Origin of the sequence: Streptococcus sp. HMSC10E12 (assembly GCF_001807855.1) — a bacterium.
GTDB lineage: Bacteria > Bacillota > Bacilli > Lactobacillales > Streptococcaceae > Streptococcus > Streptococcus salivarius.
The window spans coordinates 67869-86052 of record NZ_KV791075.1 but is presented as its reverse complement, the minus strand read 5'-3'; the positions used below and the strand labels follow the sequence as shown (position 1 = coordinate 86052).

Below are 18184 nucleotides of genomic sequence, written 5' to 3'. Positions count from 1 at the left end.
AAAACACTGGAAAATTTCCAGTGTTTTCATGTATTATCTTATTTTGAAGCAAGGGCTCCCATTGGATCCCAAGGAGCAAGTACTTGTGGCTCTGCTTCATAGGCTGCTAATTCTTCAGCTGTAAGGAAGTCTTTGCGGACAACGATTTGATAAGTGTATTCATCCATCCAGGCATCAGAAGCGACAAAGTAACCTTTTTGACCGACCTTGTCTCCCCAAGAGTTTTCAACCTTCCATTTAACAGGTCTGCCATCGGCATCCAAATCAACCCCAGTCAATACCATGGCATGAGTCATGAGAGATTCGCTGTAGTCCAAACGTCCTGCCTTGTCTTGAGTCAAGTTAATATCCATGCTAGCTGTAAAATCGTAAACATTAGTTGCAAGAATACCTTTTTGGCGGTCTGAAACTTGACCAACATCTGAACCAAACCAAACAGTCTCTCCAGCCTTCATCTGTGCAATGGCAAGCTCTTTGAAACGATCCATTGGGAGGTTAATATAACGCACACTTGGCGCACCTACAACATTACCCAACATCTCAACAGTATAAGATTTTCCGTAAGGTTTATCAGCTGTTGGAGCGTTGATAACTGACACATAATCACTAAGTTTAAGAGCCACATATTTTTCAAAGAAAGCTTGTGGTGTGATATTTTTCTCAGATTGATAGTTGTCATCTTTATCTCGGTAGGCAAAATCAAACTGACGTGGTGGTAAACCAAGAGTCATGGCAAGATAATTGAAAATTTCTTGAAGAAGTTCTTCCTTCTTGGCCTGAACAGCAGCTTGATCAGCACCTCCAGCAATCAAATCACGCAAGATTTGAGCATCTTGACGAAGAAGCTTATTGAGGTATTGATTAAGCTCACGACTATTGCTTGAAGCTACAGATTCTGGATAAACCGATTTTGGTACAACACCGTATTTTTCAAAAAGTGATACGACCATATCCCATTGTCCACCATCTTGTTGAGGGGTATCCAAAAGGAATTTAACCTTACGACTGCCAATCTCTTGATCTGCTGTAGCAATGATTTGTTCCAAGAACCAGTTCGATTTTTCATACTTGTCCCAGAAGAAAGTGTGAGCTTGAGAAAGTTCGAAACTTTCCAATTTAAAGTCTGAGATTAATTTGTGACGGAAAGTATTTAGTGCCGCAAACATCCAGCAACGTCCTGAAGCTTTTTGGTTAGACACCTCATCTTTAGTTAAATCGATTGAGAAAACATGGTCATTCTCAACTTCTGATTGACGTGTTTCGATGGATTTGAGCAAGCCATTGTGAGTTACAGCATTCTCAATAGCACTGTACTTGGCATTGGCCTCATAGTCTGCAAATAGTTTATCTGTGAAATCTGTTGATAGTGAAGTCATAAGATTCCTCCTTTTAAGCCTTATTCCTTTCTATTTTATCACTAATTTCTGAAAATTCAATTTAAAAATAACCCTAGGTAAAACCTAGGGTTATGACAATCTTATTCCACTTTATCAAACTGCGTTTCAGGTGTTGGTTTCGTTGGCTGACACGACATGATAAGGAGGACAATGCTTCCAATCAATGAGAAGATAGCCAAGATTGGTACAAGCCCTATATAACTTAGAAGTACCCAAGCCGGATGAAATCCTGCATCTCTCAAACGACGTATTTGTAGAGACAATTGAGGGATAAGTTCAATTAAGCTAAAAAGCATTAGTGGCCAAGCGTAGGTGATAATTATTTTTTGCAGTTCAGTCGGATTATTCAACAAAGCTGGGTCACTAAGATCAACATTACTGAAGAAAGGAATAAGAACACAAAAAACAGTAAGAATAGTAATAATAATGACATTAACCAAGTAAGCCCACCAGTAGTCTGGACGAGTTGAACGGCCTCTAAAGTCAAAGGCACGCTTCCAAAAATCAATATAAGCTTTAATCATAACTCATTTCTCCTCTTATTTCCAAAAATCATCAAAAATGGTGATCGGCAAGTGACGTTTGTGTTGACCTTTACGCCACCAAGACTCAATCGTTTCCTGAGCTTTGGCTGAGACTTCCTTGCCTTCAAGGTAGTCATCAATTTCACGATAGGTCACTCCAAGTGCCACTTCATCAGCGATTCCTGGTTTGTCCTCTTCCAAGTCAGCTGTTGGCACTTTTTCATAAAGGGCCTTGTCCGCACCAAGTTCTGCAAGAAGGGCTGCACCTTGACGTTTGTTTAGACGAAAGAGTGGCAAGATATCAGCACCACCATCACCAAATTTTGTGAAGAAGCCTGTAAGGTTTTCAGCGGCATGGTCTGTCCCAATAACTGCCCCACTATTTTCACCAGCAACCGCATATTGGGTAATCATACGTTGGCGGGCCTTGATATTTCCCTTATTGAAGTCAGAAACGGTGACACCTGCCTTGGCAAGTTCAGCAACCTGACCATCAACAGCTTCTTTGATATTAACCGCAAGACTCACATCCGGCTTGATAAAAGTAAGAGCACGTTGGGCATCATCTTCATCTGCTTGGACACCGTACGGTAAACGAATGGCGATAAACTGATAGTCTTTTCCTGTCTCTGCACGGAGCTCTTCAACTGCAAGTTGTGCCAGTCGGCCAGCCAATGTAGAATCTTGACCTCCTGAAATCCCCAAAACATATGTTTTAAGGAATGGATGTTTGAGCATATAGGCCTTCAAAAAATCAATGGATTTTCGAATCTCTTCCTTTGGATCAATGCTAGGTTTAACACCTAGTTGAGCAATAATAGTTTCTTGCAAAGTCATAATTTCTCCTTTTACTCTGACAAGTCATGGGCTTTCTTACGGACATTATCAATCAAGGTCATCTTGTTATCCCAGACATCTTTAGCCAAGTCAACTGGATAATCTTGAGGGTTAAGCACACGCTTGTACTCATTCCAAAGTTCGTCCAATTCCTTAGTCGCATAAGCCTTGATTTCATCAAGACTTGGTAAGTCATAGATCAGTTGCCCCTTGTCGTAGATTGGGACCAAGAGTGGCACTGCATCAAAATCACGAACAGTCTTATTGATGTAGGTATATGTTGGGTGGAACATATTAATTTCATCTAAAGCATTAACATCCGTATCTGCGAAAGTGATATAGTCACCTTCTGATTTGCCCTTAGCACGACTCGTAATACGCCACACTTGTTTCTTACCTGGTGTCGAAACCTTCTCAGCATTATTGGACAATTTGATAGTATCATGCATGACTCCCTGATCATCTTCCATTGAGACAATCTTGTAGACAGCCCCTAAGGCCGGTTGGTCATAGGCAGTGATGAGCTTAGTACCTACTCCCCAAACATCAATCTTGGCCTTCTGCATCTTCAAGTTAAGGATAGTATTTTCATCAAGGTCGTTTGAAGCGTAAATCTTAGCATCAGGGAAACCAGCTGCATCCAGTTGCTTACGGACCTGCTTCGATAGATAAGCCAAGTCACCTGAATCAAGACGAACACCCAAGAAATTAATCTTATCACCTAGCTCTTTAGCAACACGGATAGCATTCGGAACACCAATCTTAAGGGTGTCATAGGTATCTACAAGGAATACACAGTCCTTATGAGTAGATGCATAGGCTTTAAAAGCGTCATAATCATTGCCATAGGCTTGAACAAGAGCATGGGCATGAGTACCAGAAACTGGGATTCCAAAAATCTTGCCAGCACGTACATTTGACGTTGCATCAGCACCACCAATCACGGCTGCACGTGTTCCCCAGATTGCTGCATCCATCTCTTGTGCACGACGTGTCCCAAATTCCAACAGAGGAGCATCCTCAATGACAGAACGAATACGAGCTGCCTTTGTCGCAATAAGAATTTGGTAATTGAGGATATTTAGCAAGGCAGTCTCTATAAGCTGACACTGGGCCAAGGGACCTTCCACTTGGAAAATCGGTTCATTAGCAAATACCAAATCACCCTCAAGGGCCGAATTGATAGTCAACTCGAATTTTAGGTTGGCTAGATAGTCCAGAAAATCCTCAGGATAACCTAAATCTTTTAGATAAGCAATATCAGTTTCTGAGAAGGTCAGATTTTCAAGATAGTTGACAATACGCTCCAGACCTGCGAATACAGCAAAGCCATTTTTAAACGGAAGTTGACGGAAATAAACTTCAAAAACGGCCTTTTTATTGTGAATACCTTGGTTAAAGTAAACCTGCATCATATTGATTTGATACAAGTCAGTGTGCAAGGTTAAACTATCATCTTTATACATGGAACTCCTCCAATCGAATAGGTACTTCTTTTTTTGTTATTAATAGCCTGTATATGCTGACTATTATAGCATTTTTGAGCAATTGTCTCCACTTTTCAGAAAGTTAATTATTGTTTGGATTTTCAGATTTTTCTAATGCTTGTTTTGACAAAAAAGAGTAGCCTGAGGAGACTACTCTTTATTTCTATTCATACCTTAGAGACTCGACAGGGTCCATTTTACTGATTTTACGGGCTGGAAGGTAGGCTGACACATAGCCCATCAAGAGTGAGAAACCAAACATGATGAGAATTGATGTCAGATTTAGGTCAAACACCTTGCTGACACTTGGGTAGAGATGTGAAACAATCATGTTGGCCAAGCTTCCAATTCCCTGCGATGCAAGGAGAGCAAGAGCTAGTGAGATACCCGTAATCCAGAGGGCCTCATAAACAAAGATAGCTTTCACGTCACGATTAAGGTAACCGACGGCCTTCATAACACCAATCTCTTTTGAGCGTTGCATGATGTTAATATAGATGATAATTCCAATCATGACAGCTGAAACTAGGATAGCTTGTGACGAAAGGATAATCAAGAGTGCTTGGATCACACGGATGAATTTAATAATGACATCTAGGATGGCCTGCTGTGAAAGAACCAGATACTTCTTGTTTTTCTGCAATTTTTTAGTGACTTCCTTAGTCTTGGCTGGATCCTTGAGCTCCAAAAGCATGTAAGAGACTGTTTTGGTAAAGCCATTTTCTTTAAGCAATTCTTCCAATTGTTTGGCTGGCATATAGCTATTGCTCTCTTCAGCATCCTCGCTGTCATCAACAATACGGACAATCTTAGTCTTGATATCTGCTACTTTAGTTCCATCAGCAGTATTTTCAACAATCTGAGCTGAAATTTCTTTACCGATAAAGTCTTTAGCCTTGAGCTTCTTCCCTGTTTCTTGGTTGTAGCGTTTGACAAAACTCATCGGAAAGGTTAAGCCATTTTCATCTTCAGATTTAAAAGGTTTCCCAGCTGAAATTTTATCCTTATCATTGCGAGATGTAGAGATTTTTGTGTTCTTGTAAAGACTGATAACCTGAGAATAGTTAGGAAGGTCCTTACTGAAATCCATGGTCTTGCCATCAAGGGTAAGACTTGCCATGTTCATTCCAAAGGGACTCTCCAAATACTTAATGTCATCACTCTTAATCTGATTACGAATAAACTTCTCATCATCCGCATTTAGAACCCCTCTGGCTGCTGATTTAGCACTAAGACTGATCTGAATTTGGGATGGAATGTTGCCACCATCGGTACTGTCATTAATCATACCAACAATAGCATTTCCCAAACCAAAGGAAATCAAGACACCGATAAAACCAATGGAAGTTGCCGTCGCAATCAAAAGATTACGCCACTTACGTTCCATAAAGTTGTTCAATGACAATTTGAGTTTATTCTTGAGGGTCAACCCCTTATTTTTCGATTGTTTCAACGACTTCACCATCCTTCATTTTAATGACAACATCCGCATAATCCGCCACTTCAGGGTTATGGGTTACAATAATCACAGTTTTACCTGCCTCAGCTAGCTCTTTAAAAATTTCGAGAACATTTTCCTGAGACTGAGAATCAAGAGAACCTGTCGGTTCATCAGCCACAATCATTTCCGGATTATTGACTAGGGCACGGGCAATGGCCACACGTTGTTTTTGCCCACCAGAAAGCTGCTTAACATTTTTCTTGATAAAGTCTCCGATTCCAAGACGGCTAAGCTCCCTTTCCGCAATCTCGGCCATCTCTTTATCAGTCATATTTTTAACGTAAAGAGGCATCTTGACATTTTCAAGGACTGATTGATGAGAGATAAGATTGAAATTTTGAAAGACAAAGCCAATGTGAGCCTTTCTAAAATAGGTCAAGTCACGCTCTGAAAAATCTCGCATGTTTTGATTTTTGAAATAAAGATTTCCTTGATACTGACTATCCAAGCCACTAATAATACTAAGCAGACTGGTCTTACCACAGCCAGATGGACCGTAGATAGCAGTGATCTTTCCTGGTGCAATCTCAAGCGTAACATTATTCAAAGCGCGCTCTTGATTCGTACCGTCGAGATTATAGTACTTTGAGATGTGGTCGATGGTTAAAATGGACATGATTTCCTCCGTAAATTTGATTTAGATTAGAATTCGATTAACTTTCCTCCACTTATCTGCAAGAAAATTTCAAGCAAAATAGCAGAAACACTTAACTAATCGCCTTCTAAAACGATATATTAATTATAAGCATTAAATGATTATAAAAATAGTGACATAAATGTCACTATGGCATGAAAAAAGCCAAAGTCCCTAAGACTTTGGCTTTAGTTTATTGACAATAAATACGAATAGCTTCTGCGAGAAAAGTGGCAGTCCCTGCTCCTCCAACTTTATCAATAAAACTAGAAAAGCGATTATCTGTTTGATACATCTGACCTAGACCAGCTAATACCGTTTGGTCACATGGATAAAAATGCTGACTAATATAATCTTGTAACGCCTTTACTTGCTCCTGAACACTATCATCACCAGGTTTATACTCCTTGAGCTGTCCAAAGGTAGACATGATTGCAGTCATCTCCTTTGTAACTTCAGGGAAGGACTCCTCTTCCTTAGCCGCAAAAGCTTGATAAGCTTCTGTCTGACCCCATCTAGCCTGAGCTTCTTCCTGAAAGGCTTTCACAGCTTTTTGATCAAATGCTTCAAATGACATTTCTTCTTCCTCCATTTGTAAGGCCTTGGCATGAGCTATGACGGCTTCCAACCGGGACTTTTTCAGCTCTAAGAGCTTAATCTGATCCCTAAGCGCTTGAACTTTGTCATAACCTGGTTGACCTACGATTTCCTTAATTTTTTTGAGAGGAAAGTCTAACTCACGGTAAAGCAATATTTCCTGCAAACGGACAACCGCATCGCGATTATAGTAACGGTAACCATTTTCAGCCACAACTGACGGTTTCAGCAAATCAATTTCGTCATAATAATGAAGGGTGCGCACACTGACACCTGATAGTTGGCTCACTTCTTTTACAGATTTCATTAGAACTCCTCTCTGATTAAGAGTATAGGCTATGACGTGGCGTGAGGGTCAAGGGGAAAAAGAGTTTTTTTTGAAGTTTACTATAATTTCTTACTTTTCTTTATTTTTCTGGTTTCGACGATGTATTAGGGCTTGATTAATACGTTGTGTTCTCATATGCATTTGCCAAATAAGATAGAGCCAGATAATACTATAAACAAAAATGAAGACAATCCAGATAGCAGGGTTCGTTAAAGCCTCATACCAGCCTGATATTAAACAAGTCCCTATCAGTACAATCGCCGTCAACAAGAAATGCAAGATTATTCGAAGCCTATACGATATGCGGTCAAGCTCTTCCAAAATCCACGAGAGCATTCCCATCAAACCGCTCATCATAAAGAGGGCTAAAATATTTCCTACATTAACTTTGGGATAGATAAGCTGGGGAAATAATTGACCAAGTAAAAGGAATGCAAGGTAAAAGAACGATCCCGTTCTCACGCCGGATACAAAATAAGCAATTAAACGTTTCATTGGTTCCTCCTAGACCCCTAAATAATCCATCAAAGATTTGACATATTTTCGGCTGACACTAGACTTAACTCCACCTGTCATTTTAGCCATCATATTGCCAGAAAAACTATCCGATAGTGATTCCAAATGATCTATATTCATAACAGCATGACGTGATATCTGTAAAAAACTTCGACGATTGATGCGATGCTGAAAGTTTGTCAGTGTCTCTCTCATCGTATAGGTATTGTTTACAGTATAAATCGTCAACACATTCTTATCAATCTCAGCTAGGATAATGTCATCAATTTTTACCATAACCAAATGATCATCCGTTTTAATAGGAATCACCACTTGATTTACAACTGAAAATTGTTCGAGATAATCCATTACCTCTCGTGCTTGATCAGACAATCGCTCTGCTTGGATGACCACACAGGGATCCTTTGCCGAAATATCCGATTTTTCTTCAAAACGAAGTTTCATTCCTATTCCAACTCTCACTTATTTTTTCTGACTAGTTCTTTTCACTAAAATAATCCAAAGAATACTTGCTAGAAGAATACCTCCTAACACTATAAGGTAAGTATTTTCCTTTGTCAACAAACCCTGCCACTTGAGTTGAATACCCATTTTTTCTTGAAACTCTTGAAGAAGATTATCGTGACCTTTAAAGGTCTCACTTAATGTTTCTTTCATGAGTACTTGTCGATAAAGTGCAGCAATATAAGTTGCTGGGGTACATTTCATTAGTAGTTGTGCAAAATCAGGTAGAACGCCCAAAGGTACATAAGTTCCTACCAAAAAACCAGAAGCTGTACCCACTATGGTCGCAAACTTCCCAAGACTATCTACGGATTGGAAAAAGTAAACAAAAATGGCATTCACTAAGCTAGAAAGCAGGCTACTAAGCAGCATAATGAGGAGAAGTTCGGGTAGTATGGATAATTTTGGCACTTCTCTAAAATAGCCACACATCAGCACATACATAAGGACCTGCATGGCAAAAGAGATGATGATTGCACTCGCTAGATACGAAAATGGTAACCGCCATTTCCCATGATTCGATAAATAAAGATCCTTATCTACTTGATGTTCACGGTCCTTTACCAACTGAGTCAGGGCAGCCAGACTCGTCGTAATCCCTGTCACAGCTAGCGTCCCACTCATTAACCAATTATTTAATAAAGGACCACTATTGGGGAGTTCAGCCCAAGCATCTGTTAGATTTTTTTGAAGAAAAATAATATAGAGAATAAAGGAAATCAAGGCTCCCAACAAGGAGAAGAAAACTCCTGAACGATTCCTGAAGTACAATAAAAAATTTCGCTTTAGTAAGGCTAGCATTAACGAACCTCCCTTCCTGTAAGTGCAATAAAGGCATCATCCATGGTCCCTGGACGAAACTCAAAATGGGCTATTCTATCTCTAACTTGTGCCAGGTAATCAATGGCTTCCCTTTCACTCTTGGGTTGAAAAATATACTCCAATTGACTTTGTTGCTCTACTGACATTCCCGAAGATTTGAGACTTTCTATCTGCTGCATCTCCTTGAAACGAATCTTCAAGATGTTTTTTGCATACTGGCTCTTAATATCTAATGCCGATCCCTGAGCAATCACTTCCCCATGGTCTACAATATAAATTTGATCAGCTTCATCTGCTTCGTCAAGATAATGCGTGGTCAATACAACGGTCATTCCCTCTTCTCTCTGCAATTGATAGAGCAAATCCCAAATAGACTTCCGAGTTTGGATATCTAAACCTGTCGTTGGCTCATCTAAGAACAGAATATCTGGTTGTGAGAGTAGAGCACGCGCAATGTCAACCCGACGCTTTTGGCCACCTGAAAGCGTCCCGTATCTCTGTTTTTGGAAAGCTGATAGGCCTAGCCGACCAATGAGATCAGATACACGATCGGGTTTTAAGCCTTTATACTGTTTCGCACGAATGGTCAGATTTTCCCTAACCGTCAGCATCTCATCTAAAACACTGGTTTGGAAGACCACTCCAATTTTAGTACCGGGTTCATAAATAATGTCGCCTTGCGTTGACTGTTGCAAACCAATCAACATGGAAATTGTCGTCGATTTGCCAGCCCCGTTCGGACCTAGAATCGCATTGAACGTCCCTCTTTTAAATTGTAAGTGAATATTATCCACGGCAAGATGATTTCCGTAACGTTTGCTTATGTTTTTAGCTTGTAAAATCATGTTCTCTCTCCTTTTTGACAATATCAGTCTAGCAAAAAAGCCGTTATAAAAACGACTTTTGGGGATAAACGGTCAAAATGAGGGTCCAAGTGGCGAGATGGAAGAGATAAACTGTATCTTCTGAAAAATCAAGTATTACAATAAAAAGCCAACTTCCATATTTAATTGCCGATAAAAAATAACACAAAAAGTAGGAATGAACTATCTTTTAATTTTATCCTCATAAAGTTTCTAGTATCACTTCTTTAAATGCCTATCAAAAAAATGAATCGTTGCCAACCAAGAATCCTCACTCTCTTTCATCAATAATCGCCAATCCCTTCGGTAACGATGATTTGGTTGATAAGCCACTGTCAACATGTGACCTGTTTCATGGTATTTTTTAAATGTAATGTGGTGGCCTTTATAATGTGAAACAATATCATCAATTGCTGATGAGGCATCCCATATTTCATCAACAATACTTCCGAGCAATAAAATTGGCGAAGAGAGTCTACTAATATCTATCCTAGCAGACCAATCTTTAGGGAAGGATTTTTTTAAAAGTTTGCTGAACAGATAATCTCTAAGTTGAAACTTTTGATAGGTAAGTTCTTTTTGCAAATGCGTCCAAGAAGAAGTATGAGAGTTCCATTTCCCTCTTATCCCTTCATACACCACATCAGAGGGGGAATTTAGTACCAAACATTGAACGTCATTATAAATGCTCTCCTCAGCTAAAACTAACTCTGCTCCTTTAGACCGTCCATAGATTCCAATTCTTTCACTATCTACTTGAGGATGCTGACGTAGATAATCCTTTGCTTCCACAAGGCACTCTAAAGGAATACGTTCCAAATGTTTTGGTAACCCCTCTAAACCAAAGTAGGCAACTGCTAGGCAAATATAACCTCTAGAAGATAAAAGCTGAGCTATGTTCTGTGCCTTTTCAATCCGTCCTTCACTACCGCTCACAATAATCAATGCTGGTGTTTTTATTGCCTTTTTATCATAGAAGAGTCTCCCTTGAAAATGTTTCCCATAAATATCTTTATGACTAATTTGCGAACTCATGTAATGTCTTGTGAAAGTTCTCTCTGCAATGACAGTATTTCCTTGCATAATTTTGATTTCCACAAAAAACCGATCTAGTAAAGGAATTTTAGAAAGAGAGGTTGGGAGCTTCTTTTTCTTATTGGTCAAGGGCTTTGCATTAGAAAATAGTCCCATTGTTGAAATGCCTTCATAAGAGCCAGAACAAGATGGAGTTTGTGAAATATCAATAATACCATTCTTATCTGATACAAAAATCCCTGTTGATCTCCATAAACCATCATGAGCTAAAAGCATGGGAGCATTGATACAATAATAATCGGATAGAAACATTTCGACTCGATATGTTTCCCTTGGTTTTAAGCCATCGATGACAATACTAAAAGATTCGTCTGCTAACTCAGACTCTGAGATCAGTTCAATTTGTATAGTCATATCTTCCTCTTTTTTTGTTAACATAATTAACAATATGGTTTTAAAATTACCGTGACTGTTACCACGGTAACTCTTGCCATACCTGTTCAACATCATCCATCAGTTTCATAACCATTTGAAGGTCCTCTTCACTATAGTTTCTTAAAACTGAAAAAATGGTTTTTTCAATATATTCTTGCTGCTCTTTATGAATGTTAAAAACGTCAACCCCTTTTTTGGATAATATCAGATATTTATTTTTTTCATTATCTGGTGCAAATTCAAAAGAAACGAGGTCTTTCTTGATTAAACGTCTAACACTCTGAGTAATAGCACTCCTAGATACTTCAAGTAACTCAGATAATGTCACTAGATTCACAGGCTGATTGCGGCCTATTAGATCAATCAAATGGACTTCATTAATAGTGATTGATTTATCAATACTGTTCCGATGTTGATCCTTTTTCAACTGTTCAAAGGCTAAAACAAAACTGTTAAAACGATTATTAAACTTATGCAGTTCTTTCTTATTCATAGTGTCCCTCTTTTTGTTAATAACATTAACAAAACTACTATTTCTTGTCAAGCTGAACCTAAAAAATCCTCCAGAGCTAAGCTCCAAAGGATTTATTTTTATTTTACAACAATATTAACGAGTTTATTAGGTACCGCAATCACTTTCACGATTTCCTTGCCATCAATCTCTGCTTTGACTTTTTCATTAGCAAGAGCAACTTCTTGCAACTCTTCGCGTGAAAGGTCTTTCGCAACCATGAGTTTGGCACGGACTTTACCTTTGATTTGAACGACGATTTCGATTTCGTCTTCAACCAACTTGCTTTCATCCCATGTTGGCCAAGCTACATAAGAGATAGACTCACCTGTTTCTGCAACTGTTTGCCAGAGTTCTTCTGCCAAGTGAGGCGCAAATGGAGCGATCAATTGGATAAATCCTTTGGCGTAATCCACATAGAGTTTATCTTCCTTGTTAGCAGCATTAACAAAGACCATGAGTTGGGCAATAGCTGTGTTGAATTTCATAGACTCGATTTGCTCAGTGACAGATTTAACAGTTTCGTTATAAACCTTGTCTAGAGCGCCATTGTTTTCCGCAACAATCTCTTTACTTGTAATCAAACGGTAAACACGGTCTAGGAATTTACGGCTTCCTTCCAATCCTTCTTCAGACCAAGCGATTGAGGCATCAAGTGGTCCCATGAACATTTCATAGACACGAAGGGTATCAGCACCGTATTGTTCCACCACATCGTCTGGGTTGACAACGTTCTTGAGGGATTTAGACATCTTGGCTGGTGCTTGCTCCAATTCTTCTCCTGTTTCCACATGGAAGAAGGAACCGTCACGTTTTTCAACTTTATCAGTCGCCACGAGAGCACCACGGTGGTCACGGTAGCTAGTTCCCAAGATCATTCCTTGGTTGAAGAGTTTTTGGAATGGCTCTTTAGTCGGTACAACACCAAGGTCATAGAGGAATTTATGCCAGAAACGAGCGTAAAGCAAGTGGAGCACGGCGTGTTCTGCACCACCCACATAGATATCTACTGGCAACCATTGTTTGAGGAGATCCTCGTCAGCCAATTTCTCTGTGTTGTGTGGATCGATATAGCGGAGGTAGTACCAGCTTGAACCTGCCCATTGTGGCATAGTATTAGTCTCACGACGACCTTTGACACCATCCTCACGAGTCACTTCAAGCCAGTCTGTCAAGTTAGCCAATGGGCTTTCACCAGTACCTGAAGGGCGAATGTCCTTGGTTACTGGCAAGACAAGTGGGAGTTCACTTTCTGGAACAGCTGTTGAAGTACCATCTTCCCAATGAATAATTGGGATTGGTTCACCCCAGTAACGTTGACGGCTAAAGAGCCAGTCACGAAGACGGTAAGTGATTTTTTCTTGACCAAAGCCTTTTTCTTCCAACCAAGCCACGATTTTAGCAATCGCTTCCTCTTTGTTGAGACCGTTCAAGAAGTCAGAGTTGACGTGAAGGCCATCTTCTGTGTAAGCAGCCTCTTCAACGTTTCCACCTTCCAAGACTTCTACGATTGGAAGGTCAAACTGTTTTGCAAATTCCCAGTCACGCTCATCGTGGGCAGGTACGGCCATAACAGCACCTGTTCCGTAGCTGGCAAGAACATAGTCCGCAATCCAGATTGGGATTTCTTTCCCATTGACAGGGTTGACGGCATAAGCACCAGTCCAAACCCCTGTTTTTTCCTTGGCAAGGTCTGTACGAGCCAAGTCTGATTTAAGACTGGCTTGGTGTTTGTAGTCAGCTACAGCTTCTGCTTGTTCAGGTGTTGTGATGGCATCTACCAAGTCATGCTCAGGAGCCAAAACAGTGAAGGTCGCACCAAAAAGAGTATCTGGACGTGTCGTAAAGACTGTGAATTCCTTGTCTGTTCCTTTTACTTTGAAAGTTACGTTAGCACCAGTTGATTTACCAATCCAGTTGCGTTGCATATCCTTGATAGACTCTGGCCAGTCAAGGTCATCCAAGTCATTGAGCAAGCGCTCAGCATAGGCAGTGATTTTGAGCATCCATTGGCGCATTGGTTTGCGGACAACTGGATAGCCACCACGCTCAGATGTTCCATCTGGAAGAACTTCTTCGTTGGCGATAGCTGTTCCCAATTCTTCAACCCAGTTTACTGGCACTTCAGCTTCATAAGCCAAACCTTTTTCGTAAAGCTTAGTGAAAATCCATTGCGTCCACTTGTAGTAGTTTGGATCTGTAGTATTGACTTCACGGTCCCAGTCGTAAGAGAAGCCAAGCGCATTGATTTGACGTTTGAAGTTGGCAATGTTTTCCGCTGTGAATTCTGCTGGGTCATTACCAGTATCCATAGCGTATTGCTCTGCAGGCAAACCAAAGGCATCCCATCCCATTGGGTGAAGGACGTTGTAGCCTTGCGCACGTTTGAAACGGCTAAGGATATCTGTTGCCGTATAACCTTCTGGGTGTCCTACGTGAAGACCCGCTCCAGATGGGTAAGGGAACATGTCAAGCGCATAAAACTTAGGTTTTGAGGCATCTGTTCCTGTCTTAAAAGTGTGATTGTCAGCCCAGTATTTTTGCCACTTAGGCTCGATTTCTTTATGATTGTAAAAACTCATGGTTTCTCTCCAATATTCGTAATGCTTCTATTATAGCATTTTTGAAGGATTTTTAAAGATGATAAGGGAACTTTAAGAGGCAAATTCACCTTAATCTATTTTGCACTTTTTTCATTCTTTTTAAGTTTTTTTGCGCTTTTATGTAACAAAAAAGCAAAAAGATGCTATACTAGTATCAGAAAGAAGGTGACTCATGTATCAGGAACAACGATTAGAGAAAATATTAACGCTTTTGGAGGAGCGCGGAAACCTATCTGTTAAGGAAATGGTTGACGCATTAGGTGTTTCCAAAGACACTGTCAGAAGAGATTTCGACTGCCTCAGCCAGAGGAATCTGGCTCAGCGTACCCATGGTGGCATTCTCCCAGTAAAAAATACCACTGTTCTTGGCTTCCAGGAACGTCAGAAAGGACTCACTGAAGACAAGAAAAAAATGGCAGACCTAGCGCTTAGCTTGGTCAAAGACCAATCTCTCCTCTTCTTCGATGTCTCTACCCTGATGCTTGAAGTTTCACAAAAATTGACTAAGAGCGTCACTGTCTACTCCCACTCTTTGGACAATGCCTTGATCCTAAGCGGTAAAGAAGGCGTCGACTTTCATCTCTTGGGAGGAAGATTTTACAGCAAAAACCGCTTCTACTATTCGCTTCACGAAGCCCAGCTCTTGCAACATCTACAGTTTGACTTAGCCTTCTTCGGAGCGGCTAGTCTCAGTCAAGGAGTGGTCAGCTATGAAGATGAAGAGGACCTTGCTGTCAAACAACTGGCCATGCAAGCTGCTCGAACCAAGATACTTATTGCTGAATCTGATAAATATGAAAAGCATTCTAAATATATCTTGGGCAAGATTGAAGACTTTGACTACTGGATTACAGATAAGAAACCTGATCCTGATTTGGTCGAGACTCTTAAAGATAAAGTAATGATTTTATACGATGGAAAGGATAACGATTATGAGTAATATTCGTTTGATTATCAGTGACATTGATGGCACTATTCTCACTAGTAACCACCAGGTGGACGAGCAACTGATTGAGGTAATGCCAGAGCTTGAAAAGGCAAATATTCCCTTTGTTTTAGCTTCTGCCCGTTCGCCACTAGGGATGCAACCAATTGCTCATAAACTAGGACTTCATGACAATCCTATCGCCTGCTACAACGGTGCCTTAGTACTTGAGGGTGATCGTACTATCATCCAGCACCCTGTGGATAAAGCTGAGATTCAAGACCTTCTTAGCTACTTATCCACAGATTATCCAAGTGTCTCTGTGAATATCTACTCTGGCAAGGACTGGATCACCAACGAACTAGACAAATGGTCTCAGCTGGAAGGAAGTATCACGGGTGAATCTCCTATCATTAAGGAACTACAAGACACGGTCTCAGACTCAGAACCACCTATCCACAAGCTATTGTTGATTGATGAGGCTGAAGTTATCCAGGATCTACACCAAAAACTCCTAAGTATGGATTTTCCACATACAGCCTTCTACTTATCCAAAGATAACTACTTAGAAGTCACTGCCAAACATGTTTCTAAAGAACACGCTCTCCTTGAGGTTGCCAAATATTATGACCTTCCTCTTGAACAAGTCATGACTATCGGAGATAACTTCAACGATAGTCCTATGCTAGCTCTAGCTGGCCTAGGAATTGCTATGGGCAATGCACCTGAAGAGGTTAAGGAAACTGCAAACTTAGTAACGGCTTCAAATGATGAGCATGGAGTCGCTCAAGCTATTAGAGAACATGTCCTAAACTAAGCTAATATCTAATGGTGGGAACAGCCTTTAATTGCCAACTCGAATTTTAGAACAAAAGGAAAGGTGCCCTAGAGGTGCCTTTCCTTTTTTAACGAAAAAAGCCTTCCTCTCTCGAAGAAGACCCAAATTTTCTAAAGATAAAGAAGGAGACCTACAAGAATCCCAATGGCATAGCCTGCCATAACATCACTAGGATAGTGAACACCACCTAGCACGCGCAAAAAAGCTAGAGCCCCCGCCAGAAAAAGCATAGCCCCACCTAGCCATGGGTTAAGCATCAGTGCCAACATAGCAATGACAGTCGCTGAGAAAACATGCCGACTGGGAAAGGACTTACCCAGACTGTCCTTCTTAATAAGGGGTTGAATAGCCCAGGTCTGGTATGGACGCGGTCGATTGTAGAGGCTACGACCAAGAGAAAGAAGGAAAAAGCCTCCCCCCATAATAAGCACCGTCGTAGAGAGAACAAACCAACCATTCCTTAGCCAAACCCAAATAAGAAATATAGGAAAAAGCAGGTAAAAAGTCCTAGTTATAAGCCTGTTCAACCCTTCTAAAACCTTAGCGTAAGAACGCAAAGGACCGCTAATCCTATCGTAAAATCGTTTGTAATTCATCATCATCCGTTAGAAAAAAAGGGAGTGACACAGAACTAAATTTCAAAAATCTAGCTTCTAGCCTCTCCCCTCAAGTTTAATGAGATAGTCTTCCAAGGTTGAAGTCTCTTAGCCCAACCTCTTTTTATCTATCTTAAAGTTCAGCGATTTGGTAAAGTTCAAGTTCAGCAGCTGTTTCAGAACCAAACATGTTAATCATGATTTTAACCTTGTTGTTTTCAATTTCTACAACACGGCCTTCTTGACCCATAAAGGCACCATCGATGATTTGAACCACGTCACCAACCTTGATATTAGTATCAAAGACATCAACGGTTTGACCCATTGAAATCAAGATTTGACGGATTTCTTCTTCCAAAAGTGGTGTTGGTTTAGAACGGTTACCGTGAGAACCAACGAAACCAGTAACGTTCGGAGTATTACGGACAACGAACCAGGCTTCGTCTGTCATTACCATCTCAACAAGAACGTAACCAGGGAAGCGGTTTTCTTCCACTTCTTTAACTTTACCGTTTTTCTCAACATTGACCGTTTGAGTTGGGATTTCAACACGCAAGATATTTTCAAGCATGTTATAAGTTTGGGCACGTTGCAAAAGGTTTTCTTTAACTTTGTTTTCGTATCCTGAATAGGTTTGAAGGACGAACCAGCCCTTGTCGAATGAATCTAGCATTTTAGGATTCCTTTCTTTTTTCTAAATGACATTTAAACACCTTCGGCTAGCTATCTTCTAGCTTCGAGTGTTAAATGTCAATGAATGTCTATGGTTTAATTCAAAGCGTAATAAAAAAGCCTGGTGGCCCTCGTTCTCGCTTTTATCTGCATTTATTATAACAAAAAAGAGCAGGCATTCCCACTCTTTTTGTGTTTTCTTTAGAAAAAGTTAATCAGTGCTGACATAGCGCGACTCAACAATTCATCAAACGCATAGATGATGACAGTGAAGAACGCAGTATACTCAAGAACTGAAATAAAATCATGCCAGCGTTGTTTACGGTCTGGCCAAGTCGTGTCTTTCAAGACTTTGAAAATACTTCCAGTTTGTCTCACGGTGTCTCCTATCTTGTTTCCTTATGCAAGGTGTATTTTTTACAATGTTTACAAAATTTGTTAACTTCTAGTCGTGTTGGTTTGGGAGTGCTACTCACATTAATTGAGTAGTTTCGGCTCCCGCATTCAGCACACGCTAGGCTTGCTTTTTTCTGTGCCATAACGCCTCCGTTCCTTTTAT

The 18184-nt window shown here is 40.3% G+C and carries 20 protein-coding genes; 2 read left to right on the top strand and 18 right to left on the bottom strand.

Annotation, left to right across the window (positions count from 1 at the left end):
• Positions 1 to 38: 38 nt before the first annotated feature.
• The 14 genes from pepC to leuS all read right to left on the bottom strand — a co-directional run bounded on the left by pepC (position 39) and on the right by leuS (position 14573).
• The gene (pepC, locus tag HMPREF3112_RS00385; RefSeq protein ID WP_048673918.1) at positions 39 to 1376 is read right to left on the bottom strand and encodes an aminopeptidase C; all 1338 of its coding nucleotides are present in this window, start codon (positions 1374 to 1376) and stop codon (positions 39 to 41) included.
• Between the two features lie 101 nt (positions 1377 to 1477).
• A complete protein-coding gene (locus tag HMPREF3112_RS00380) occupies positions 1478 to 1921 on the bottom strand; it encodes a DUF805 domain-containing protein (RefSeq protein WP_070437440.1) in 444 nt (147 codons plus the stop codon).
• A gap of 15 nt (positions 1922 to 1936) precedes the next feature.
• The gene (nadE, locus tag HMPREF3112_RS00375) at positions 1937 to 2758 is read right to left on the bottom strand and encodes an ammonia-dependent NAD(+) synthetase (RefSeq protein WP_048673922.1); all 822 of its coding nucleotides are present in this window, start codon (positions 2756 to 2758) and stop codon (positions 1937 to 1939) included.
• A gap of 11 nt (positions 2759 to 2769) precedes the next feature.
• Positions 2770 to 4224, bottom strand: coding sequence for a nicotinate phosphoribosyltransferase (locus HMPREF3112_RS00370; RefSeq protein ID WP_048673924.1), 1455 nt, complete (start codon positions 4222 to 4224; stop codon positions 2770 to 2772).
• Between the two features lie 184 nt (positions 4225 to 4408).
• Positions 4409 to 5710, bottom strand: coding sequence for an ABC transporter permease (locus HMPREF3112_RS00365; RefSeq protein ID WP_082160343.1), 1302 nt, complete (start codon positions 5708 to 5710; stop codon positions 4409 to 4411).
• Positions 5679 to 6362, bottom strand: coding sequence for an ABC transporter ATP-binding protein (locus HMPREF3112_RS00360; RefSeq protein WP_048673926.1), 684 nt, complete (start codon positions 6360 to 6362; stop codon positions 5679 to 5681). Before HMPREF3112_RS00360 ends, HMPREF3112_RS00365 begins: the two co-directional genes overlap by 32 nt.
• A 211-nt stretch (positions 6363 to 6573) precedes the next feature.
• Positions 6574 to 7284, bottom strand: a complete 711-nt coding sequence (locus HMPREF3112_RS00355; protein WP_048673928.1) for a MerR family transcriptional regulator — start codon at positions 7282 to 7284, stop codon at positions 6574 to 6576.
• A 90-nt stretch (positions 7285 to 7374) separates the two neighbouring features.
• Positions 7375 to 7800 (bottom strand): DUF3021 domain-containing protein, encoded by a 426-nt coding sequence (locus HMPREF3112_RS00350; RefSeq protein WP_048673929.1) that lies wholly within the window; start codon positions 7798 to 7800, stop codon positions 7375 to 7377.
• A 9-nt stretch (positions 7801 to 7809) separates the two neighbouring features.
• A complete protein-coding gene (locus HMPREF3112_RS00345) occupies positions 7810 to 8265 on the bottom strand; it encodes a LytTR family DNA-binding domain-containing protein (protein ID WP_002886486.1) in 456 nt (151 codons plus the stop codon).
• An 18-nt stretch (positions 8266 to 8283) separates the two neighbouring features.
• A complete protein-coding gene (locus tag HMPREF3112_RS00340) occupies positions 8284 to 9126 on the bottom strand; it encodes an ABC transporter permease (protein WP_070437437.1) in 843 nt (280 codons plus the stop codon).
• Positions 9126 to 9992 (bottom strand): ABC transporter ATP-binding protein, encoded by an 867-nt coding sequence (locus tag HMPREF3112_RS00335; RefSeq protein WP_070437434.1) that lies wholly within the window; start codon positions 9990 to 9992, stop codon positions 9126 to 9128. The genes HMPREF3112_RS00340 and HMPREF3112_RS00335 overlap by 1 nt, the downstream gene beginning before the upstream one ends.
• A 237-nt stretch (positions 9993 to 10229) precedes the next feature.
• Positions 10230 to 11459: an acyl-CoA thioesterase/BAAT N-terminal domain-containing protein gene (locus HMPREF3112_RS11360; protein ID WP_064525500.1), complete on the bottom strand. Its 1230-nt coding sequence runs from the start codon at positions 11457 to 11459 to the stop codon at positions 10230 to 10232.
• Between the two features lie 58 nt (positions 11460 to 11517).
• The gene (locus HMPREF3112_RS11495; protein ID WP_064525498.1) at positions 11518 to 11973 is read right to left on the bottom strand and encodes a MarR family transcriptional regulator; all 456 of its coding nucleotides are present in this window, start codon (positions 11971 to 11973) and stop codon (positions 11518 to 11520) included.
• Positions 11974 to 12071: 98 nt separating this feature from the next.
• Positions 12072 to 14573 (bottom strand): leucine--tRNA ligase, encoded by a 2502-nt coding sequence (leuS, locus tag HMPREF3112_RS00320; RefSeq protein WP_049553851.1) that lies wholly within the window; start codon positions 14571 to 14573, stop codon positions 12072 to 12074.
• 193 nt (positions 14574 to 14766) lie between these two features.
• Here leuS and HMPREF3112_RS00315 point away from each other — a divergent pair, with 193 nt between their 5' ends.
• Together HMPREF3112_RS00315 and HMPREF3112_RS00310 are read left to right on the top strand one after the other, a co-directional pair.
• A complete protein-coding gene (locus tag HMPREF3112_RS00315) occupies positions 14767 to 15534 on the top strand; it encodes a DeoR/GlpR family DNA-binding transcription regulator (protein WP_070437431.1) in 768 nt (255 codons plus the stop codon).
• Positions 15527 to 16336: a Cof-type HAD-IIB family hydrolase gene (locus tag HMPREF3112_RS00310; protein ID WP_048673939.1), complete on the top strand. Its 810-nt coding sequence runs from the start codon at positions 15527 to 15529 to the stop codon at positions 16334 to 16336. The genes HMPREF3112_RS00315 and HMPREF3112_RS00310 overlap by 8 nt, the downstream gene beginning before the upstream one ends.
• 131 nt (positions 16337 to 16467) lie before the next feature.
• Here the strand turns inward: HMPREF3112_RS00310 and HMPREF3112_RS11895 are convergent, their stop codons facing one another.
• The 4 genes from HMPREF3112_RS11895 to rpmG all read right to left on the bottom strand — a co-directional run bounded on the left by HMPREF3112_RS11895 (position 16468) and on the right by rpmG (position 18164).
• Entirely contained in the window at positions 16468 to 16956 is a 489-nt protein-coding gene (locus HMPREF3112_RS11895) for a phosphatase PAP2 family protein (protein ID WP_048673942.1), read from the bottom strand.
• A 130-nt stretch (positions 16957 to 17086) separates the two neighbouring features.
• Complete coding sequence (nusG, locus tag HMPREF3112_RS00300; RefSeq protein WP_002883644.1) at positions 17087 to 17626, bottom strand: transcription termination/antitermination protein NusG; 540 nt, start codon at positions 17624 to 17626, stop codon at positions 17087 to 17089.
• 200 nt (positions 17627 to 17826) lie between these two features.
• Positions 17827 to 18003, bottom strand: coding sequence for a preprotein translocase subunit SecE (secE, locus tag HMPREF3112_RS00295; RefSeq protein ID WP_002883656.1), 177 nt, complete (start codon positions 18001 to 18003; stop codon positions 17827 to 17829).
• Between the two features lie 8 nt (positions 18004 to 18011).
• Positions 18012 to 18164, bottom strand: coding sequence for a 50S ribosomal protein L33 (gene rpmG / locus HMPREF3112_RS10835; protein ID WP_002886472.1), 153 nt, complete (start codon positions 18162 to 18164; stop codon positions 18012 to 18014).
• Positions 18165 to 18184: the final 20 nt, after the last annotated feature.